The organism is Acinetobacter sp. YH01025 (genome assembly GCF_013420185.1).
GTDB lineage: Bacteria > Pseudomonadota > Gammaproteobacteria > Pseudomonadales > Moraxellaceae > Acinetobacter > Acinetobacter indicus.
On the sequence record NZ_VOYR01000012.1, the window covers coordinates 1 to 20,775 of the forward strand.

The 20,775-nt window shown below is 46.1% G+C and carries 25 protein-coding genes and 1 rRNA gene; 11 read left to right on the forward strand and 15 right to left on the reverse strand.

All coding sequences use genetic code 11. The features are described from left to right. The first annotated feature begins 7 nt into the window (after positions 1-7). Positions 8-122 (forward strand): 5S ribosomal RNA (gene rrf, locus FTT89_RS11815). Positions 123-240: 118 nt separating this feature from the next. Here the strand turns inward: rrf and FTT89_RS11820 are convergent. Beyond that, positions 241-1,629, reverse strand: coding sequence for a dihydrolipoyl dehydrogenase (locus FTT89_RS11820; RefSeq protein ID WP_180057755.1), 1,389 nt, complete (start codon positions 1,627-1,629; stop codon positions 241-243). 162 nt (positions 1,630-1,791) lie between these two features. Between FTT89_RS11820 and FTT89_RS11825 the strand changes: the two genes are divergently transcribed. After that, positions 1,792-3,786: a hypothetical protein gene (locus FTT89_RS11825; RefSeq protein WP_180007028.1), complete on the forward strand. Its 1,995-nt coding sequence runs from the start codon at positions 1,792-1,794 to the stop codon at positions 3,784-3,786. 150 nt (positions 3,787-3,936) lie between these two features. Here FTT89_RS11825 and FTT89_RS11830 read toward each other — a convergent pair whose 3' ends face one another. After that, entirely contained in the window at positions 3,937-4,359 is a 423-nt protein-coding gene (locus FTT89_RS11830; RefSeq protein ID WP_127800592.1) for a beta-lactamase hydrolase domain-containing protein, read from the reverse strand. After that, positions 4,352-4,687 carry a TIGR01244 family sulfur transferase gene (locus FTT89_RS11835; RefSeq protein WP_005182227.1) on the reverse strand — a complete coding sequence of 112 codons (336 nt, stop codon included), beginning with the start codon at positions 4,685-4,687 and terminating at the stop codon, positions 4,352-4,354. The genes FTT89_RS11830 and FTT89_RS11835 overlap by 8 nt, the downstream gene beginning before the upstream one ends. 124 nt (positions 4,688-4,811) lie before the next feature. Between FTT89_RS11835 and FTT89_RS11840 the strand changes: the two genes are divergently transcribed. The 3 genes from FTT89_RS11840 to FTT89_RS11850 all read left to right on the forward strand — a co-directional run bounded on the left by FTT89_RS11840 (position 4,812) and on the right by FTT89_RS11850 (position 6,580). Continuing rightward, positions 4,812-5,708, forward strand: a complete 897-nt coding sequence (locus FTT89_RS11840) for an alpha/beta hydrolase (protein ID WP_005182237.1) — start codon at positions 4,812-4,814, stop codon at positions 5,706-5,708. Beyond that, the gene (gene trxC / locus FTT89_RS11845; protein ID WP_016659552.1) at positions 5,709-6,140 is read left to right on the forward strand and encodes a thioredoxin TrxC; all 432 of its coding nucleotides are present in this window, start codon (positions 5,709-5,711) and stop codon (positions 6,138-6,140) included. Between the two features lie 71 nt (positions 6,141-6,211). Further along, positions 6,212-6,580: an acyl-CoA thioesterase gene (locus FTT89_RS11850; protein WP_218946685.1), complete on the forward strand. Its 369-nt coding sequence runs from the start codon at positions 6,212-6,214 to the stop codon at positions 6,578-6,580. A 66-nt stretch (positions 6,581-6,646) separates the two neighbouring features. Here FTT89_RS11850 and FTT89_RS11855 read toward each other — a convergent pair whose 3' ends face one another. Together FTT89_RS11855 and FTT89_RS11860 are read right to left on the reverse strand one after the other, a co-directional pair. Beyond that, entirely contained in the window at positions 6,647-7,153 is a 507-nt protein-coding gene (locus FTT89_RS11855; protein ID WP_180007026.1) for a DUF4442 domain-containing protein, read from the reverse strand. A gap of 28 nt (positions 7,154-7,181) precedes the next feature. Continuing rightward, entirely contained in the window at positions 7,182-7,670 is a 489-nt protein-coding gene (locus tag FTT89_RS11860; RefSeq protein ID WP_005182257.1) for a YajQ family cyclic di-GMP-binding protein, read from the reverse strand. 91 nt (positions 7,671-7,761) lie between these two features. On the opposite strand from FTT89_RS11860, the gene FTT89_RS11865 reads away from it, so the two are divergent. Beyond that, positions 7,762-8,076 (forward strand): rhodanese-like domain-containing protein, encoded by a 315-nt coding sequence (locus FTT89_RS11865; RefSeq protein WP_005182260.1) that lies wholly within the window; start codon positions 7,762-7,764, stop codon positions 8,074-8,076. A 187-nt stretch (positions 8,077-8,263) separates the two neighbouring features. Here the strand turns inward: FTT89_RS11865 and mnmC are convergent, their stop codons facing one another. From mnmC to FTT89_RS11885, 4 genes are read right to left on the reverse strand one after another with little or no spacing between them, the layout of a single operon-like run. Next, positions 8,264-10,141 (reverse strand): FAD-dependent 5-carboxymethylaminomethyl-2-thiouridine(34) oxidoreductase MnmC, encoded by a 1,878-nt coding sequence (mnmC, locus tag FTT89_RS11870; RefSeq protein ID WP_180007024.1) that lies wholly within the window; start codon positions 10,139-10,141, stop codon positions 8,264-8,266. 30 nt (positions 10,142-10,171) lie between these two features. Beyond that, the gene (locus FTT89_RS11875; protein WP_005182267.1) at positions 10,172-10,654 is read right to left on the reverse strand and encodes a hypothetical protein; all 483 of its coding nucleotides are present in this window, start codon (positions 10,652-10,654) and stop codon (positions 10,172-10,174) included. A gap of 5 nt (positions 10,655-10,659) precedes the next feature. Beyond that, positions 10,660-10,962 carry a YciI family protein gene (locus tag FTT89_RS11880; protein WP_163146136.1) on the reverse strand — a complete coding sequence of 101 codons (303 nt, stop codon included), beginning with the start codon at positions 10,960-10,962 and terminating at the stop codon, positions 10,660-10,662. A gap of 31 nt (positions 10,963-10,993) precedes the next feature. Further along, positions 10,994-11,605: a septation protein IspZ gene (locus FTT89_RS11885; protein ID WP_075175311.1), complete on the reverse strand. Its 612-nt coding sequence runs from the start codon at positions 11,603-11,605 to the stop codon at positions 10,994-10,996. Between the two features lie 44 nt (positions 11,606-11,649). Here FTT89_RS11885 and FTT89_RS11890 point away from each other — a divergent pair, with 44 nt between their 5' ends. After that, the gene (locus FTT89_RS11890; protein WP_016659548.1) at positions 11,650-12,525 is read left to right on the forward strand and encodes a PHP domain-containing protein; all 876 of its coding nucleotides are present in this window, start codon (positions 11,650-11,652) and stop codon (positions 12,523-12,525) included. A 49-nt stretch (positions 12,526-12,574) separates the two neighbouring features. Here the strand turns inward: FTT89_RS11890 and FTT89_RS11895 are convergent, their stop codons facing one another. Continuing rightward, positions 12,575-13,486 carry a bestrophin family protein gene (locus FTT89_RS11895; protein ID WP_005182277.1) on the reverse strand — a complete coding sequence of 304 codons (912 nt, stop codon included), beginning with the start codon at positions 13,484-13,486 and terminating at the stop codon, positions 12,575-12,577. 70 nt (positions 13,487-13,556) lie between these two features. Then, positions 13,557-14,252 (reverse strand): DNA repair protein RadC, encoded by a 696-nt coding sequence (gene radC / locus FTT89_RS11900; protein WP_005182279.1) that lies wholly within the window; start codon positions 14,250-14,252, stop codon positions 13,557-13,559. 113 nt (positions 14,253-14,365) lie between these two features. Between radC and coaBC the strand changes: the two genes are divergently transcribed. Further along, the gene (gene coaBC / locus FTT89_RS11905) at positions 14,366-15,640 is read left to right on the forward strand and encodes a bifunctional phosphopantothenoylcysteine decarboxylase/phosphopantothenate--cysteine ligase CoaBC (protein ID WP_005182280.1); all 1,275 of its coding nucleotides are present in this window, start codon (positions 14,366-14,368) and stop codon (positions 15,638-15,640) included. Between the two features lie 73 nt (positions 15,641-15,713). Here the strand turns inward: coaBC and secB are convergent, their stop codons facing one another. The 4 genes from secB to rsgA all read right to left on the reverse strand — a co-directional run bounded on the left by secB (position 15,714) and on the right by rsgA (position 18,053). Next, the gene (gene secB / locus FTT89_RS11910) at positions 15,714-16,172 is read right to left on the reverse strand and encodes a protein-export chaperone SecB (RefSeq protein ID WP_005182282.1); all 459 of its coding nucleotides are present in this window, start codon (positions 16,170-16,172) and stop codon (positions 15,714-15,716) included. Positions 16,173-16,212: 40 nt separating this feature from the next. Next, positions 16,213-16,470, reverse strand: coding sequence for a glutaredoxin 3 (grxC, locus tag FTT89_RS11915; RefSeq protein ID WP_005182284.1), 258 nt, complete (start codon positions 16,468-16,470; stop codon positions 16,213-16,215). Positions 16,471-16,490: 20 nt separating this feature from the next. Continuing rightward, positions 16,491-16,898 carry a rhodanese-like domain-containing protein gene (locus FTT89_RS11920; RefSeq protein WP_005182291.1) on the reverse strand — a complete coding sequence of 136 codons (408 nt, stop codon included), beginning with the start codon at positions 16,896-16,898 and terminating at the stop codon, positions 16,491-16,493. A 96-nt stretch (positions 16,899-16,994) separates the two neighbouring features. Then, the gene (gene rsgA, locus FTT89_RS11925) at positions 16,995-18,053 is read right to left on the reverse strand and encodes a small ribosomal subunit biogenesis GTPase RsgA (RefSeq protein ID WP_180172862.1); all 1,059 of its coding nucleotides are present in this window, start codon (positions 18,051-18,053) and stop codon (positions 16,995-16,997) included. A 125-nt stretch (positions 18,054-18,178) separates the two neighbouring features. On the opposite strand from rsgA, the gene orn reads away from it, so the two are divergent. The 3 genes from orn to FTT89_RS11940 all read left to right on the forward strand — a co-directional run bounded on the left by orn (position 18,179) and on the right by FTT89_RS11940 (position 20,673). Continuing rightward, positions 18,179-18,733: an oligoribonuclease gene (orn, locus tag FTT89_RS11930; RefSeq protein WP_005182297.1), complete on the forward strand. Its 555-nt coding sequence runs from the start codon at positions 18,179-18,181 to the stop codon at positions 18,731-18,733. 253 nt (positions 18,734-18,986) lie between these two features. Next, positions 18,987-19,721 (forward strand): Bax inhibitor-1/YccA family protein, encoded by a 735-nt coding sequence (locus FTT89_RS11935; protein WP_016659546.1) that lies wholly within the window; start codon positions 18,987-18,989, stop codon positions 19,719-19,721. A 148-nt stretch (positions 19,722-19,869) separates the two neighbouring features. Further along, positions 19,870-20,673, forward strand: a complete 804-nt coding sequence (locus FTT89_RS11940; RefSeq protein WP_005182307.1) for an enoyl-ACP reductase — start codon at positions 19,870-19,872, stop codon at positions 20,671-20,673. The last annotated feature ends 102 nt before the right edge of the window (positions 20,674-20,775 follow it).

A 20,775-nucleotide genomic window follows, 5' to 3' on the forward strand; every position in this document is an offset into this window, starting at 1 on the left:
CAGTTGTGCTGGCGACAATAGCAAGAGTGAACCACCTGATCCCTTCCCGAACTCAGAAGTGAAACCTCTTAGCGCTGATGGTAGTGTGGGGTTACCCATGTGAGAGTAAGTCATCGCCAGCTCATTATTCAAAATCCCCCTAGCTTAAACAGCAGGGGGATTTTTTTATGCGGGAAATTTGTGTGGGAAATAAAGATAAGTAGAATCAAAATGACAGTGAAATGAGAAAAATAGAGAAGATTAACCTTCCTCTTGATTTCTCAACTGTCGGCGAGCATGTTTTAAAGCCGTTCTTAAACCTTCTTCAAGCGTCGGATGATAGAAAGGCTTAGCAAGAAGTTCATCTAACGTTACCCCTTCATCAATCAGCCAGGCAAAAGTATGGGCAAAATGTTCGGCAGATTTTACAAAGAGTTCTGCGCCTAATAACTGGCGTGTACGTTTATCAATATAAATTTCGACAGCGCCTTTATTTTTAGCCAGAACCATCGCCCGACCTTGGCGCTCATAAGAAACCTTTCCAATCACAAAGTCGATGTTCTTGTTTTTAAGCTGTTTATAGCTTTGGCCAGCAATTGCCATTTCCGGTTGACTAAACACAATACTCAGCGGTGTTAAGTCTTTTAAACTCTTCAGTTTTGGATAATTAAGGCAGTTATGCACTGCACCTCGGCCTTCATGGGCTGCTTCATGCTGAATGGGGGTAGAAGTATGCGCATCACCAACCACAAAAATTGGGTAATTTCCCAGTTGTTTGGTTTGTGGATCAATCGGTAGCTCTTTAAGATTACCAAATTGAGAGTCAATCTGTTGTAGATTCAGCGAATCTAAATGACTACGACGGCCGGTGGCCACCAATACGTAATCAACCATAAGGTGCTGCGTTTGACCTTGCTCGCTAAACTCAAGCTTGACCTGATTGCCTACCTTTTCCACTTTTTGCGGTAAGACTTCAAACTTAATCTTTAATTCATTGCTGAGAAGTTCTTGGGCGAGTTGTTGCAGATCAGGGCTGGTCAGGGCACCAACACGACGGCTTCGTGCGAATATTGTCGTATCACAGCCCAACCTTTGCATGGCTTGAGCCAGCTCCAGTGCAATGACACCACTGCCAATCACGGCTAAAGATTTAGGGATGGCGTCTAGTTCAAAGATTTGATCTGAGGTAATCAGTCGTTCACCGAGCTGCTGCTTCCATTCAGCGTCATAGGTTGGGGTAGAGCCGACAGCCAGAATAAAGGCTTTGGCCTGATATTGCTGTTGGTTCACCTGTACGGTTTGAGCATCAATAAACTCTGCCTTGCCTTGAATTTTGTGTTGTGCATCCCAGCTTTCGACTTCTTTTAAAGTGGCTTGAGTGAAATGGTCACGCAAAGCGCGGACATGCGGCATCACCTGTGTGGTATCGACCTGTGCTTTGATGTTGAGACCGACTTTATTTGCCTCGTGTAAATCATGTAGGCGATGTGCAGCAGAAATCAGCACTTTACTGGGCATACAGCCCACTCGGGCACAGGTGGTGTCCCAGGAACCGTCATTAATAATAAGAATATTTTGTGTGTGCTTGATGGCTTCTTGATAAGCAGTGATTCCTGCTGTGCCTGCACCAATAATGATGAGATCGTACATGTGTAGATAACTTCACGTAATAAATAATTTTAGGCTAACACAAGTAAAACATTTATCATCCTTTCATTTACATAAAGCAGTAACTATGGTTACATATCTGATAATATTAATTATATATTTGACCAACTCGTTGTTTTGAGGGATTTAGGGGGGAATAATTCGGTGAAAAACAAAGAAATTAGTTTAAAGTTCTCAGCAGTTGCTTTAGCAGTTTTATTGACCGGCTGTGGAGGTGGTGGGAGTGATGGTTATTATGGTGGTGGCACTTCTCAAGTTAAACCAGAAAATTCTAATGGTATTCAACAGCCAACTTTATCAGCTTTGAATATCTCTGATGTAAAACTAATAGATACTAATAATTTGAATACTGCCATTATAACTAGTGCAGGGGTATTGGCTACAGTAAAAGTTACTGATCAGAATGGTCAACCTGTTAGTGGAGCTTTAGTTACATTTACTGGTGAGAATGTTATTTTCGGTACTTCAAATGGCGCAGTTATCACTAATTTAGACGGTATTGCGAATATTTCTGTAAAACCTTTAGATTCAAAAGATACAGGTAGTTATAAATTATCAGCTTCTGCAGAAAGTAATGAAAAAACTGCTAAATCAAATGATTTGTATTTTTCAATAGAGCCTTTTAAAACTAAATTATTAGATTTAACAGCAGTACCAAATGAAATTGATGCTGGTGGTTCCTCGACTATTACATTAAAAACTGTAGATCCTGTAAGTAATGCTATTCAAAGTAATGTTCAGGTTAATTTTTCTGCTAATTGTGGCACCTTTGAAAATAATTCAGTGTTATCAAATCAAGGTATGGTAGAAACCAAATATATTGCTATTTCTTCAGGCGGACAATTATGTACTGGTCCACAAGTAATTTCTGCATTGGCAAATAATGGTGCGATATCAAGTACAGTCAATATTACTGTTAAATCAATTAAAGCAAATTCATTAGTTTATACCTCAAATGAAATTAAGCTTGGCACAGTTAATAGCGGATCTTCAACTGCGGGGCAAGTGGAATTTACGGTTTATGCTGATAACGTTCCAGCAAAAGACCAAGATGTTCGTGTTGAATTAATTAATGCTCCTCATGATTTAAGCTTTGTTTCATTAGGAAATACAGAAAGCAAGATAATTAAATCAGATGCCGCAGGAAAAGTAGTATTAAATCTTTATCCTGGTAGTTTGCCTGGTCCTATAGAAATAAAAGCTACTCTTGTTTCAGATCCAACTATTTTTGCTTTGACTAAAAGTGTTTCCGTAGCAACTGGACGTGTTTCACAAAATGGTTTAAGTCTAGCTGTTAGTAAAAATTCACTACAATGGGATGTGGATGGAGATAAAGCTACAATTACAGCACGTTTAAGAGACCGGGTAGGTAATAAAGTTCCAAATGGCACGGTGATTAGTTTCGTTTCTGAAGGTGGGAGCATTACGCCAAATTGTTCTACTGCAGATGGTGAGTGTTCAGTTACTCTTCAAACCCAAAATCCACGCCCATTAGATAATCGGGTAACAGTTCTTGCCTTTGTTGAAGGTGATAAGCAATATATTGATAAAGATTCTGACAATCGGTATACAGCTGGTATTGATGAACTAGTAAGTAATATTGGTGATTTCTTTAGAGACGATAACGAAAATACTATTTTTGAAGCAGCTTTAGGTGAGTTTTTATATAAGCGAGGAGCTACTGGAGCTACATGTGCCCCAAGTACTTTCAAACAACCTAATATAGCAGGGACTTGTAATACTGGCTTAGAAGCGGTCATAAGAGAACAGTTAGTTTTTGCATTTAGTGATGATACACCTACTGTTACCTCTGCTAATATTAATTCAGACAAGACGAATTTTAGTTTTAAACTATTTGGTAATACTCTTAGATCTGTACCAATGCCAACAGGGACAACAGTTGATGTAGTTGCGGAAGATAATACAGATAAGAACGAATTATCTTGCACGGCAGAATTGTGGAGTGGAAATCCAACTGTAGCTTCTGTGTTTAATTTATTAACACCAAGTACTTTTGTAAATAGTAGTCAAGTAAATTATTCATATCGTTTAAAAGGGTGTGGTACTGGCGATAGTCTGATTTTGTCAGTCACAGCTCCCAACGGCAAAATCACTAAAGATGAGTTCAAACTTTTTTAAAACCAAAAAAACAGCGCCTCGGCGCTGTTTTTTTATGGGAGTTTAAATAAAAACTATAAAGAGGTCCCCACACTCACCCCCACCGTTGGGCGGACATCCATGGAGCTACAACCTGCCAATACACATGTACAAATCAGCATGATCCAGATTTTATTCATGCAATAACCCCTGATTTTTTGCCTGATTAAATAAGGCTGCCGAGCGTGAACCACTACGACAGACCATTAAAATCGGTTTCGGTAGTTCATTATAGTATTTCGCAAACTCTTGCACATCGGCCTGGGAAATTGCACCGCTGCTGACCGGTTGATAAATCACGCTAACCCGGGATTTCTCGGCAATGTCACGTAATTGATTCACTTTCACCGTGTTACCTGCTTCCTGATCAGGGCGGTTTACAATCACCGATTTAAACCCATCTTGCAGCAAGATCTTAAATTTCTCAGGTGTCATTTGCCCAGAAACACTAAGATTGGCATTTAACGCACGGCTAAAATCACTGGCAGCAACGCATAGGGAGGTCGTGGTCATTGAGAGCGCCAAAACCATCCCCATCCACAACGATTTAGTCATCTAACAGGTCCATTTGTTTGGCCAGTTGATATAAGTTATTTGAGCGGTTGCCGGTACGGCAGAACATCAGAACCGGTTTTGGCAATTCATTAAAGTGATTGGCAAAGGTGCGGACGTCTAATTCGGTGATTTGCCCAGCCACCACCGGTTGATAGACATAATCTAACCCTGCATTACGCGCTGCATCTTCAATTTGTGCGCTGGTCGGTTGTTCCGGGCCACCTTCCATGTCTGGACGGTTGTTAATAATTGATTTAAAGCCTTTTTCAACCACTTGGGTTACGTGTTCCGGGCCAATTTGACCTGCAAAGCCAACATGCTCACTCATAATGCCACTCCATCATCCATATCTGAATATTATGCTCTATAATACCACTAGCCAGATTTTCGCGCAGATTGTTCTGAAATATTTATAAACGATTACAACCATAAAACAACGCACTGGAGCAGCCATGCATGCCTATACTGTCGAGCCTCTCTATGTCAAAAGCGGTCAGGAGGTCATTGCTGCCGATTTTTACCTGCCAAAAACTTCCACTAAACCAGCCGTGATTTTAATGGCGCATGGTCTGGCCGGCCTGCGTCAGTTCAAGTTGGTGCAATATGCCAAACGCTTTGCCCGCGCCGGTTATGCGGTGGTGCTGTTTGATTATCGCTATTGGGGCGGCAGTACCGGGCGTCCGCGGGAGCTGGTGTCGTTGTCGCGGCAGCTGGATGACTGGCGTACCATGATTTCACATGTACAGGAACGGCAATCGGTGGATGGGCGGCGGATTATCCTGTGGGGTACAGCGCTAAGTGGCGGCTATGTTTTAACTTTGGCTTCGCAGTTAAACCATTTAAAAGCGGTGATGGTGCAGGTGCCATTTGTGGATGGTGCGGCCAGTGCCAAGCTGTATCCGATTCAGCAGCTGCCACGTGCCTTAAAAATTTCCAGTCAGGATTATATGGGCGCTAAAGTCGGCTTAATGCCAAAAACCTTGCCGGTAGTTGATCCGAAAGGGCTGTGTTTCTTACCGACGGCGGATAGTTATGAAGGTTATCTGTCGATTTTACATCCAGATTTTTACTGGAGTGGCGAGATTCCGGCACGGGCGCTGTTTCATCTGATCCGTTATCGGCCGATTCAGGATGTGCGCCAGATTAATATTCCGGTGCTGTTTATTGCCGCCAAACGCGACAGCCTGATCCCGATTGAATCGAGTCGTGAAACAGCCACCAATATTGCGCCTTATGTGCAATATCATGAATGGGATATGCAGCATTTTGATGTTTATCATGGCCAATATTTTGAAAAAGCCGTCAAGACTCAATTAGAATTTCTACATCAGCATATTGGAGTAAGCTAAATGATTGTTGTCTGTCCAGCCTGTAGTGCCAAAAACCGTGTTCCGGAGGATAAGCTAACTGCCCATCCAACATGCGGACAATGTCATCAGGCTTTAATTCCACTGGCGCCGATTGACCTGAATGAGCAGAATTTTAGCCAGTTTATCCAGCACAGTGATTTACCAATCCTGATCGACCTGTGGGCAGAGTGGTGTGGACCCTGCAAGATGATGGCGCCGCATTTTGCCCAGGTTGCGGCGCAATATCCGCAAGTAATTTTTGCCAAAATTAATACTGAAGAAAATCCGCGTTTAAGCAGTGCTTTTAATGTGCGCAGTATTCCCACGCTGGTGTTGATGAATAAGACCACCGAAATTGCTAGAATAAGCGGCGCATTAAGATCGACCGAACTGAAACAGTGGTTAGATCAGCACTTAACTTCAAATCCTTAATCACGCCCGGAGCGAATGTGTCAGATTCTCAACTAAAACCGGAAGGGACGCTCTCTCTTCAAACCATTGCTATGCCTGCCGATACCAACTGGAGTGGAGATGTGTTCGGGGGCTGGATTGTTTCGCAGATGGACTTGGCCGGGGCAATTCATGCCGAGCGTTTTACCCAAGGCCGCTGTGCTACCATTGCCATTAACCAGATGACTTTTCTGGTGCCTGTGAAAGTGGGGGATGTGATCAGCTGCTATACCAAAATCCTGAAACTGGGCAATACCTCAATTCAGATGCAGATTGAAGTCTGGGATAGCCATGACAGTTCACGTGCAGCAAAACGTGTTACCGAAGGCGTCTTTACCTTTGTCGCAGTGGATGTCAAAGGCAACAAGCGTCAGATTTCCGAAGAAGTGAAGCAGAAGTATCTGGAATCGAAAGCTGTATAATTTGTGCGCTCAAAGATCAAAAATCCCAGTTCTGAAACTGGGATTTTTTTTATGACTTAAAGTGGGTTAACGGGCTTTTTTAAGCTGATCTTTGCTGACCCAGGCCCAGAGCATTTCACATTGAATTGGCGCTTCACCCGATTCATCGGTCACTTCGACTGCAACCAGCGTTTCACCTTTTTCGGTGTGTTGCATCAAGTGCTGCTGTTCTGCACTCAGCGTTGCGACTGCGGTCATGGCGCCTTGGGTCGGGCGTTTAAAATCAACTTTAAAGCTTTTAATTAACACAATCGAGTGATCGGGCACATTCATGCCGGTGACAAAGCCGGTGGCAGTTTCTGCAATTAGCGCCATAGCACAGGCATGTACCTGGCCAATATGGTTTTGCATGGCTTTATGATTGTCAATTTTCACCACCACTTTGGCCGAACTGACTTCGAGATATTTTAATTTGGCTGTCCCCACCATAGGCACGATCCGGCCAAAGGCTTTGCTCCACAAAGTGGTGCGAATCACCTGTGGAAATTTTGCTGTCGCTTTGACTAATTTTGCTAAACGATTCGCTTGTGCCATGATCGATTCCTATGCGGGAGCAAAGAGCTTAATCTTTGAAGTTGTTAAATTGCAGTGGCAGACCAAATTGCTGTTCTTTTAAAAACGCCATCACTTGCTGCAAGGTGTCGCGTTTTTTATCCGTCACACGGATTTTGTCGCCCTGAATAGAAGATTGCACTTTAATGCCGCTTTCTTTAATGGCTTTATTAATTTTTTTCGCGGTATCAGAGTCAAGACCATCTTTAAGCTTCACCGTCTGAATCACATTTTTACCTGAGGCCGTGGCTTTCTGCGGGTCTAGTGCCTGCACATCAATCTTACGTTTATAAAAATGATTCTCCAGCATGGTATATACTTGCTCACATTGGAAATCACTTTCGGTTTTGATTTTGATCTCTTTGGCTTTCTCATTCAGTTCGATAGAAACATCTTGACCACGGAAATCGAAACGTGTTGCGATTTCTTTTTGAGTATTCTGAACTGCATGATTTACTTCAAAAATTTCTAATTCTGAAACAATATCGAAAGATGGCATAGTTTAGACCTTTACAAATGGAAAGAATATCTGAGATGCTAGGGATGTTTTCTTCATTTGCCAAGTGTTGTTTACATCAAAGGAGTGCACAATGATCCGTAAGCAAGAAATTACAACATTTGAGTTCCCAGAAAATGCAATCATCTGGGATGTCCGTGATGCAAGTGCTTATGCTGAAGCGCATATTCAAGGCGCAGTCAATCAGCCAATTGCCAACTTGTCAGCAGATAGCTTGACTCAGGTGTCAGCGGATCAACCGATTTACATCTTATGTGGCGGTGGCAGCAAAGCGCCGCGTGCGGCTGAATTGTTAGAAGAGCTGGACAGCTCACGTGAATATGTGGTGCTGATGGGCGGTACCCGTGCTGCACGTGATGCTGGTTTGCCTTTGGTTCAAGGGCAATAATCAAAAAGCGCCGTCAGGCGCTTTTTTATGAACACTGTTTATCATTGACTAAAAAAGATCAGAATACTCTCTCACATGATCAAGCATTTAAAATGAAGAAAATAAATGCTCTCCTCGACTTCCACACTAAGCCTGATCTTTCAAACTAAACCGGGCCATCATTCTCGATCTATACAACGTTTTTAGCTTAGGCCTTAAAATACGGTTTCTTGGCTTTGGCTTTCTTTTGAAAACGGCGGATGTTGAGTTTTTCCAGTACCTGCATCGGCACCGGGCAGGCCTCGTTTAAAATCTGCGCGGCCAGAATTTCACTACATAGCGGTGCAAACAGAAAACCTTTGGAACCGAGTCCAGTCAGGCTATAGACTTGCTGTCCGGGTTCAAGCGCCCCGAGCAGCGGGAAATAATCCTGACTTTGCGCACGGATCGACGCGCGGCCTTGCCAGTTGCGTGGATCGGGCAGGGTGTCCGCATAGTCGGGGAAGACGCTGCGAATCAGCGCCAGATTATGTTCATGATCTTCTCGTAAGACTTCGGCATCATCCCGACCCGGATAAAAAGACGCGCCTAAAATCAACTGCTCTGCATCGAGCTGCATACAGTAACCGCCATAACTATAGGCGCTATCTAAACGCAGCGGTTGCTGGGTATTCTTCAGCCAGCTGACCTGACCCCGAATCGGTTTTAACAGCGGATAATGTTCAAAAAACTGGCCAGATTCACGGGCTGTGCAGACAAAGACATGATCAAACTGGCCCAGAGATTGGTTGTCACTGAACAGTTCCGGTCGATCTGTCGGGTGAATCTGGGTGATTTTGGCCTGCTGATATTGAATCCGCTCATGCGCCAGAATCTCCGCACACAGTTGATGTGGCGACACCGCGCCAGCCTGTAGCAGACGCAGGGCAGGAAATTCTGATCGCAGCTGTGCGTCTAAATCTTTTTCCAGAATACCTGGCGGATATTGATCGGCCAGTGCCAGCAGCTGTTCCGGATTTTTTAGCCCAAGCTGATTGACCTGAATCGGGCGGAAGGCCTGAAACTTTGCATAATGATTTAAGGCATGTTGCCAGGCCAGGGTCATTAAATGGGTATGGCTCTGTTCAATAGCACAGAGCTTCGGATTGAGCAGGGCCAGTGGATTGCCCGAGCCACCCGCCAGTGGCGCGCTTTGATCATACAGAGAAACTTGATGCCCACGCTGAGCAAAAGCCCAAGCCAGACTTAAACCGGCAATACCGGCACCAATAATGGCAATATGCCGTTGCTGTACAGAGGTCGAAGGAACTGAGGTTGCTGGTTCAGTTTCCCGTTCTGGGCTAAGCGGTTCTTCTGGCGCTAACCAGATGCCTTTTAGCATTTCGCGTTTATGGCCAAACCCGCGCGGCCGGGAAATATGAATCCCGTGCTGTCTTAAACCTCGCTTTAACACCCCGGCTACACTAAAGGAAGCGAAGGTAGTGCCGACATCTGACAGGCGAATAATATGATTGAGCACCTGTTCTTCCCACATATCCGGATTGCAGGAGGGCGCAAAGCCATCTAAAAACCAGGCATTGACCTGTGTGGTTTTGGCCATCATCGGAAAGACATCGTGCGCATCACCGAGCCAAAGGTCGATAGAAAAACGCTGCTCCGGAAACGACAGGCGATGACAGCCGGCCAGTGGTAATGGATACTGGGCAATCAGCTGATCGGCCAGAGGTTTTAGTTCCGGCCAGGCATTTAAGGCGCGAATTAAATCGGCTTTGGAAAGCGGAAATTTCTCCACCGAAATGGCATGTAAATGGCTGTGATTATTCGGACGCACCTGTTGCCACAGTTGCCATAAGGCCAGAATATTCAGGCCGGTGCCGAAGCCGGTTTCTCCGACACAGAAATATTCATAATCTTGCAGGTCTGCCAGACGCTCGGACAGGTCATTACCGTTTAAAAACACATGCCGGGTTTCCAGCAGGCCATTGTCCTTGGAAAAGTAGACATCCCCAAACTGTTTCGATACCGGGACATCAATGCCCTCAATATGTTGCCAATCGAGATCGGCGGTTTGAATGCGATTAGACAACACCCAGATTACCTTTAATGAAGCAGAACATTACCACTGACGACGACGTTTGGTATACACATAGCTGGCCACCAAAAAGCCCAGCAATACGCCGACAGCCAGCGTGGCAGCGCCGTAAAGAAACATCTGTGCGCTACGTTCACTTTGTAAGACCTGAACCTGTACACCCAGATTGTCATTTTTCAGCTGCAGTTCCTGGTTTTGCGCCAGTGCTTCCAGATTGGCTTTTTCCAGCTGTTGCAGGCGGCTTTCCTGATCTTTGACCAGCGCCTTGATTTTAGCTTCCTGTGCCGCTTTATTCTTGGCTAGCTGCTCAGCGGTCAGCGGCTGGTTGGCCGTTGCCGGCGCTGTGGTGGTGGCCACAGCCGGTATAATCGCCGGTTTGGCTGGCGTTGCGACCGCTGGCGTGACTTGAGCCGTGGTATTTACAGCAGCGGGTGCAGCCGGTTCAACGGCCCACAGTGCAGAACAGAAGAAGGATAGACCCAGTAGACTCGGGACAACAACGCGCATGCAGCTTATCCTTTAGGAAATGCTTTATTAAAAGGTTTGACTTCAATCTGGCCATAGACGCCTGCTTTCAGGAATGGCTCATCTTGCAGCCAGGCATCAAGGGCTTCACGAGAATCAAAATCGACAATAATGGTACTGCCATAAAAACCCACTTGTGGATTGGCCGGATCTTTCGGCATCGCACCGGCGACAATCAGACGGCCTTCATCATCCAGCTGTTGCAGACGTTCAAGATGTTGCGGACGAATGGCCAGACGTTTTTCGACGGTTCCTTCGTTATCGGTACAGGTCACCACAAATAAAGGCATAAGGTATTCTCGCTCAAGCGGACTGAAGGATTTATTCGGCAGTTTTAAAGTATTTACGCAATACAATAAACTGAATAATGATAAAGGAAAACATCACAATCATGTCACCAAAAGCAGTGAATTCTCCCCAGTATTTTCCACCCATAAAGATATAGGCAAAGAAGCCGTGCAGGAAGGACATTAGCAGAAACATCCCGACCCAGGCATAGTTCAGTTTCAGCCAGCCTTTGTCGCTTAAATTGAACACTGGTCCAAACAGACGCTGGATTAACGGCTTGCGATCTTTGCTGAACCATGGTGACAGCAGGAAGGCGCCAGCAAAGACCAGATTCAGCAAGACAGCTTTTAGGCGAATATAGAAGTCATCGCTCAGCATTAGGGTAATACCACCAAAAATCACGGTCATAAACAGCACAATCCACTGCTGTTTGTCCAAACGGAATTTTTGAGAGACAAATAATGCGCCATACACCACTAACATGGAAATGATCAGACCAGTGGTGGCCACAAGAATGTTATTGTTATCCACACCACCGGCAGAGCCGATCATTTGCAGCAAAGGATGGTGGGTATCTTTTGGATCTACAGTTTTATATAAATAAAAGAAAATAATGAGTGGCACAAAGTCTAAAAGTGCTTTCATGTTAGAGTATCTAAATCTGATCAAATAAATGTCATAGTATAGAGATGCACGGCGTAGATTTACATACACATAGCAATATTTCTGATGGAACTTTAAGTCCGCAGCAATTGATTGCAGCAGCAGCTGAACTGTCGATCCATACGCTGGCATTGACTGATCATGACAGCATGGATGGAATTGCACTGGCTCAGGAAGCGGCGAAAAATCACGGGATTAAGCTCATATCTGGCGTAGAAATTTCCAGCCAGTGGTCACGACCGGCGACCAAAAAAAGCTATGCTGTGCATATTGTGGCCTTGAATATGCAAAATCCGGCGCCGATGGCGGCACTACTGGCCCAGCAAAAAAATATTCGTGCTGCGCGCTCCAAACAGATTTGCGAGCTGCTAATTCCGCTGATTGGTGAAGATATTTATACCGATGTGATTGCCAAGGTAGATAATGTCCCGGATCGGGTGACCCGTACCCATATTGCCAAAACCCTGGTGGAAAAAGGCTATGTTAGTCGGCCGCAGCAGGCCTTTGATAAATACATTAAAGAAGGCAAAAAAGCCTATGTGAAATTTGAAGGCTTGGGCTTGGAGGAAACTATTCAGGTGATTCATGCCAGTGGCGGTTTTGCGGTGCTGGCGCATCCGACCCGTTATGATCTGTCGGCGACCAATATCCGTTACCTGATTGAAATTTTTGCCAAATTTGGTGGAGATGCCGTCGAGTTGCCGCCGGCGATTGATCCAAGTTCTACCCGGCAGATGGTGGACCGGATGATTGCCGAGCATGGCTTAAAAGTCTCGGTCGGTAGCGATTTTCATGGTGAAAATATGCCGTGGATGAAACTGGGCAATATTCCCAGCCTGAAACCGGGGCAGGTCGGAATTTGGGAAAGTTTTGTCAATCCATCACCGGCGCTGACTGCGTAAACGTATTTCAGCATCAAAAAAAACCTCAGCTGGGCTGAGGTTTTTTGCTTTAGAGCAGGTTATTGTCCTGTGCCTGAATTGGTGGTGGTGTCGGTTTCCCCAAAGTCGAGAGTAATTCGATTTCAATGGTGCGCACCATCGCATCTAAAGGCAAGTCATTACTTTGCGTACCAAATGGCTCTTCAATTTCCGAGCTTAGGGCGTCCAACCCCAAGAAGGTATAAGCCAGAATCCCGACCAGTAGTGGTGTCGCCAGCCCCAGCGTCGAGCCCAAGCTAAACGGCAGCATAAAGCAGAAAAAGTACACGGTACGGTTTAGCAATACCGAATAGGCAAACGGCAGCGGGGTGGTGGCAATCCGGTCACAACCGGTTTGCACCAGGCTGAGTTCCATCACATGCTGGTTCATCTGGCTGTAAATAATATCGGAAATTTCACCTTCTTTTAGGGCCTGCATCAGTTCCCATTGAATCAGGCTGAGGGTATATTGCGGCGCATTGGCCTGTTGATACAGCTGGGTTACGGCCTGCTGGCTCATACCGCTGGTTTCTACCAGTTCAGTCGGATTGGCAGTTTGATGGCGCAGACGGTCACGCAACACATTGGCAAACACAATCACATGCTGAATCACCCGTTCCCGGCGGCCTTGGGCCAGCATCCGGCAGTCGCGGTCAAAATGGCGCGCATTGGCAATTAACATGCCCCACAGTTTGCGGGCTTCCCACCAGCGGTCATAACAGGCCGAATTTTTAAAGCCAAGGAAAATCGACAGTACCACCCCAATTAAGGTAAAGCCGATCAGGGGGAAATCAGAGAAGTGAAAATACCCGACATAGGACAGGCCGCCGACAATCGCCGACAGCAACATGACCACGCCCAAAGGTGGTAACACCTTCGGTAAGATGGTACCTCGCCAGGAAAATAACAGCCTAAATACGCTCGGTTGGTCACGTACAATCATGTCTGGGAATCAGCTTAAGTTTTTCATGATCTTCTGTGCTGGCCGGGTTTTTGTCAATATGTTGCGCTGCTTAAAATGTCGACTTGATGAGTTGATGTTCAGCAAAGGAAAAACTGCCTTCGGGAGCAATAATACAATGATCAATCAGGCGGATATCAACCAGCTGGCAGGCCTGCTGGATGCGCTGGGTCAATTGTAAATCGGCCGGTGAGGGCTGTGGCTGTCCCTGAGGATGATTATGACTGATCACCAGCGCCGTAGTGTTTTTCTGGATGGCAAAGCGTAGCAGCTGGTTGATCGAAATTTCACATGAATTGAGCGCGCCAAAAAACAGTTTCTTAAAACAGATTTTGCGCAGCTGCGCATCCAGGCACAATACTGCAAATACTTCCTGAGTTTCACCGAGCAGTTCAAAGCGTAAATAGTCCAGTAGCAGCCGGGAGGAGCTGAGTTCCAGTTTGTCCTGCTGCAAATGCTGGGCGGTATAGCGCCGGCCCAATTCCTTGACCGCCATCAGCTGGCTGTATTTACTTGGACCCATGCCATGAAACTGGCTTAAATCGGGCAGGGCGGCATCGAGTACCGCATTCAGGCTGCCAAAGGCCTGTAATAAATGACGGGCCAGTTCAACGGCAGAGTACTGCTGGGAGCCGGAGCGCAGGAAAATAGCCAGCAGTTCGGCATCGGAAAGACTGTGCGCGCCGTACTGGATCAGGCGTTCACGCGGACGCTCCTGTTCCGGCCAATGTTTAATACTGAAGTTCATTGTTATTAGACTTATTGGTGATGAATTGTTATGGATTTCGCCCAGACATGTCTTGGGAATGACAATATTTAATGCTATTGTGAGCCCCACTGCAACAGAAAGGTAAGCTGTTCGTGAGTTTTGATTTAAGTGTCATTCCTAATAAAAATATTATTGTGGGTATTACTGGCGGTATTGCCGCCTACAAAAGTGCCATTCTGGTTCGCCGTTTAAAGGACGCTGGCTTTAACGTCCGGGTGGTGATGACCGAAGGGGCACAAGCCTTTATTACACCGCTGACCTTTCAGGCGTTGTCGGGCAATCCGGTGCATACCCAGTTGCTGGACCCGGAAGCCGAGGCCGGCATGGGGCATATTGAACTGGCACGCTGGGCCGATCTGGTGCTGATTGCACCGGCCAGCTGTGACACCCTGGCCAAATTTGCCGCCGGTCTGGCAGATGACTTGTTATCGACTTTATATCTGGCCACCAGTGCCCCGGTCTGGGTGGCACCGGCCATGAATCAGCAGATGTGGGCGGCCAAAGCTACGCAGCGCAATCTGGCGACGCTGGTAGACGATGGCGTGCATGTGATTATGCCGGAATCCGGCTCACAAGCCTGTGGTGATGTCGGTCTGGGCCGTATGCCTGAGCCGGAAGAGCTAGCGCGTCAGGTCACCGATTATTTCCATAAAGCGCAGCGTGCGATTGCTGAAAAATTTGGCTTACTGGCCAGCAAGCATGTGGTGATTACCGCCGGGCCAACCCGTGAAGCAATTGATCCGGTACGTTATATTTCCAATCATAGTACCGGGAAAATGGGCTTTGCCCTGGCAGCAGCCTGCTATGCAGCTGGCGCCAAAGTTACGCTGATTGCCGGGCCAGTCAGTCTGGATACACCAAACGGGGTCCGCCGTATTAATGTCTCTTCAGCCGTGCAGATGCTGGACACCAGTATGCAGTTGCTGGATGAAGGCTGTGATGTGTTTATTGCCACCGCGGCGGTTGCCGATTATCGCGTGGCTGAAGTTGCAGAACACAAAATCAAAAAATCCGGAGATGAACTGGATATCGCCTTAATCAAGAATCCGGATATTGTGGCGACTATCGCGCAGCAGGACAAACGTCCGTTTATGGTCGGCTTTGCCGCTGAAACGCGCAATGTGGAAGAATATGCGGCCGGCAAACTGGTGGCGAAAAAGCTGGATATGATTGCCTGCAATGATGTGTCCCGTGCAGATATCGGCTTTGCCTCTGATGAAAATGCCATGACGGTGTTCTTTGCTGAAGGCTATCATCTGCCAAAACGCGATCTGGAAAAAGCCTCCAAGCAGGAAATTGCCCAGCAGCTGGTCGAAGCCATTCATGATGCCTTGCACCATGATCCGGCGCAGGATGAAGCCTTCTGATCTTGTCAGAACAAATAAAAAAGCCCTGCAAGTGCAGGGCTTTTTCGTGCTGGACTTAAATGCCTGAATACAATTAAGCCTGACCTTCTGCAGCAGCGGCTTGTGCGCGTTGCATGTTGGCTTCAAATTCAGCATCAAAGTTGATTGGCGTTAACAGCAATTGCGGGAAGCTGCCTTTGGTAACCATATCATTCACTGCTTCACGCAAGAACGGGAACAGGATGTTCGGGCAGTAGGCACCCAGAATATACGGCAGACGTTCTTCTTCTACGCCATCAATCAGGAAAATACCTGCTTGAGTGACATCTACAATAAATGCTGTATCACCGGCATTGTTGGCTTGAACAACAACTTTTAAAGACACTTCAAAGTGGGTTGGATCAATCTTTTCTGCAGAAGACGACAGATTGATATTCAGTTCAGGCTGCCATTCTTTGGTAAATACTTGTGCCCCTGGAACTTCAAAAGAAATATCTTTTGTATAAATACGCTCTAATGCCAATTGTGGTTGAGCTTGTTGTTGTTCACTCATTATTTATTCCTTAAAAATATGAACAGAAAATTAATTGAAATTATGACGCCAGTAAGTCATCGAGTTTGCCTTCACGCTCAAGGGCGTAAAGTTGGTCGAAACCACCAATGAACTGCTCATTAATAAAAATTTGTGGAACAGTACGATGGTTGGTGCGCTGCATCAGTTCAGTGCGGACTTCTGGTGCTTCGTTGGATAAATTGATTTCTTTATAGACAACGCCTTTACGCTCAAGAAGCTGTTTTGCACGTACGCAATATGGACATACAGTTGTTGAATAAATCGTTACTTCAGCCATTGCTAATCTCCTCAAGCGGATTATTTGCTTTTTACTAAAGGTAAGCCTTGTGCTTTCCAGTTACTGATCCCACCATCCAGACGATAGCTATCTGCGTGGCCTACCTGTTGCAGGGCAGTGCCGGCAATTTGACCTAAATTGCAGATAAACACCAATGGACGGTCAGCGGTTTTTAACTCTTCAATATGGCTTGAAATTTTGCTGTAAGGAATGTTGCGGCTGCCGCTGATATGGCCTTCACGGAAGTCTTTGGCATCACGTAAATCAATCAGCATGGCATTTTTGGCTTTCACCAGAATCCCTAAAGATTGTGGGGAAATTTTACGCCCGTTACGTTGGCCTTCCAAAATGAAGAATAAAACCACCAAAACTGCCAGTGTTCCAAACAAGAAGGGGTGATTCCCCATAAACTCGAACCAACGTTCCACAAGTCACCTAAATTACAATTTCAAAAATTGTCACAGAGTATAGCCTATAAATATGGTGATCAAAATCACCGCTTCAAGGGTCGGGCTGCAATTAAACTAATTTTTTTGCTGGGCTTCGTTGACTTCATCAATCAGACGCAAATAACTGTCGAGCCGGCGCGTTAAAATCTCACCCGCTGCTACCGCCTGACGCAAGGCACATTGCTTTTCGTGCTTATGGGTACAGTTACGGAATTGACAGTGACCGAGCAGATTTTCAATTTCCGGAAAACCCTGCTGGATTTTTTCAGTCGTCAAATGCCACAGGCCAAATTCACGGATGCCCGGCGAGTCAATGAGCGCTGAACCTTCACCAAACGAAATTAAGCGGGTGGAAGTGGTGGTGTGCTGACCCAGGGCCGAGTTTTCTGAAATGATATTGGTTTTCTGCGCCGCTTCCGGCACGATGGCATTAATCAGGGTACTTTTACCCACGCCAGACTGACCGACAAAGGCCACAGTTTCATTTTTTAAACGGTTGGACAGTTCGGTCAGATCTGCATCAGACTGGGTCTGCATCACTTCATAACCCAAATTGCGGTATTCTTGCAGTAAATCCAGAATCGGATCATTTTCGGTAAGTAGGTCGGATTTGTTCAGGATCAGCAGCGCCGGAATATTGGCATCGGCACAGGCCACCAGATAGCGGTCAATCAGACCCGGTGCCGGTTCTGGCAGCGGTGCAAACACAATCACAATCAATGAGATATTGGCGGCTACCGGTTTAACTTTGTGGTAACGGTCCGGACGCGTGAGCAAAGACTGGCGCGGATGGATGGCGCTAATAATGCCCAGACCGGTATTTGGATCGGCCTGCCATTTAACCCGGTCACCGGTAACCAGTAATTCCAGGTTGGTACGGGTATGACAGCGCCAGATGCTGCCCAGTTCAATCGGTTTCCAGAACGGTTCAGGTTCACCTTCGGCCACCACGGGTTTTTCAGGATGCTGCTCCGGCACGGAGAGGGCTTGTACTTCCAGCTGGCGTCCATAATGCTGCACCACCAGACCTTCCAGATCATTGGAGCTGTCTATATCTTCCTGCCGGGTTTGCTGCTGTTTCTGAATGCGGCGTTGTTGCTGTTCAGTCAGGCGACGCTTACGAATTAAAGCCATTCATATCCTAAAAAAACCATGAAATCTGGAGTGCAAAAATAGCATGAAGCACGGGCAGAATGACACCCAAGAACACAGAAATTTGCTACTATAGCCGTTTTTAAGACGAATAAGATTGCACATTTATGAGCAGCACGCCTGATACCCGCTTAATTTGGATTGACCTGGAAATGACAGGTTTAGATACCGATAATGATCAGATTATTGAAATTGCCACCATTGTGACAGACGATCATTTAAATATTCTGGCGGAAGGTCCGGTACTGGCCGTGCATCAATCAGATCGTATTTTAAATGCCATGGATGAATGGAACACGCGTCAGCATGGTCAGTCTGGCTTAATTGAGCGTGTACGTCGCAGTAAACTGAGCGCGCAGGATGCCGAGCAGCAAACCTTGGAATTCCTGAAAAAATGGGTCAATCCAAAAACTTCGCCGATGTGCGGTAACTCGATCTGTCAGGACCGACGCTTTTTACACCGGTTAATGCCGGAGCTGGAGCAGTTCTTCCATTACCGTAATCTGGATGTATCTTCTGTTAAAGAACTGGCCAAACGCTGGCGTCCGGAAATCATGAGCGGCTTAAAGAAAAATGCCTCTCACCTGGCCATGGATGATATCCGTGACTCGATTGCCGAGCTGAAATACTATCGTGAATATTTCTTTATTATGAATAAATAAGTATCTGTTCATCATCCATCTATTTGCACTGTGGGGACTAGCGTATCCACAGTGCTTAAGAAGAGGCTTTTGGCCTCTTTTTTTATCTCTATCGTTTTATCTGCTGTTACTCCGGCGTAATTCAGAAATCACACCCGTTATAAAGATGTAATCTTTTTGGTGATTATTTAGACAGGATGCAGCTGCGCGCTTATGATAGGAGCAATGAGTATTTCAAAACCCATTTGCCGCAATGATCGGAGTACCTTAAATCATGCAAAGTAATAACCCGATCCTGACACGCGTTGAGGTGTCGAGTGATTATGCCCAGCCGATGAGCGTGCAGGGAGCAATCCAAAAATCTGTCCTGCTGACTTTAATTGCCGCCGTGGTGGGCATCGGCCTGTTTTTCTACAGTTTCCTGACCGCCAATCTTTCTATTGCCTATGCCGGCGCAATTGTCGGTGCCATTGGCGGACTGATTCTGGCTTTGGTGGCCACCTTTAAGCCAAATACAGCGCGCACGCTGGCCATTCCCTATGCGCTGTTTGAAGGGGCCTTTCTGGGCGGGATTTCAGTGATCTTCCAGTTGCAGTTTCCGGGTGTGCCATTACAGGCCTTGCTGGCTACCTTTGTGACCACATTGGTGATGTTTGTGCTGTATCGTACTCGGGTAATTCGCGCCACTGAAAAATTTAAGGCGGTGGTGATGTCGGCCTCAATTGCGATTGCGATGGTGTTTGTGGTGCAAATCTTTCTGAGTCTGGCTTTGGGGTCGAGTATTCCTTATCTGTTTGAAAGCAACTGGCTTGGAATTGGCTTTGCAGCATTTGTGGCCGTGATTGCCTCTTTAAACCTGATTCTAGACTTTGACCTGATTGAAACCGGAGCAGCACAAGGCGCACCAAAAAGCATGGAATGGCTGAGTGCCATTGCCTTATTGGCTACCTTGGTCTGGATGTATTATTCCTTCCTGCGTTTGCTGGGCTTATTGCAAAGCAATGATTAACTTCCCGGCATTTATCGACATTAAAATCGCGCAACCTTTGCGCGATTTTTACTTTATTCGGAGGAATTGAAAAAAAGGCGCATTATGCAATTTCCGAATTGGCTCAGAATTGGCATGATACTGCAAAATCAATATGAGTGAGATTCACATGGCACAAGGACTATTAGCGGGTAAACGCTTTTTAATCGCGGGTATTGCGAGTAAATTATCCATTGCATTTGGTGTTGCTCAGGCTTTACATCGTGAAGGTGCAGAGCTGGCTTTTACCTATCCGAATGAAAAATTGAAAAAACGTGTGGATGAATTTGCAGAACAGTTCGGTTCTAAAATTGTTCTTCCTTGTGATGTTGCGGTAGATGCTGAAATTGAACAGGTCTTTGTCGATCTTGCTCAACATTGGGATGGTCTGGATGGCGTGGTGCATTCAATTGGTTTCGCACCAGCCCATACCTTAGATGGTGACTTTACTGATGTGACCGACCGTGAAGGTTTTAAAATTGCGCATGACATCAGCGCCTACAGCTTTGTTGCGATGGCGCGTGCCGCAAAACCATTATTACAGGCGCGTCAAGGCTGTTTATTAACCCTGACTTATCAGGGTTCTGAGCGTGTAATGCCAAACTACAACGTGATGGGCATGGCCAAAGCTTCGCTTGAAGCAGGGGTGCGTTATTTAGCCTCTAGCCTGGGTGCTGAAGGCATTCGTGTTAATGCCATTTCTGCCGGTCCAATCCGTACATTGGCTGCATCAGGAATTAAGTCATTCCGTAAAATGTTAGATGCCAACGAAAAAATTGCCCCATTAAAACGTAATGTCACCATTGAAGAAGTGGGCAATGCTGCATTATTCCTGTGCTCACCGTGGGCCAACGGGATTACCGGTGAAATTCTGTATGTAGATGCTGGCTTTAATACCGTGGGTATGAGCGCCGCCATGATGGACGCAGAATAAGTCGGAAGGTTTTAACCTGCGCCGGCTTTTTATCGGATAGTTACATATTGATAAACAAGCGGCCGGGTTGAAGCGATGTTTTATGTGGTTATTTTGTATAAA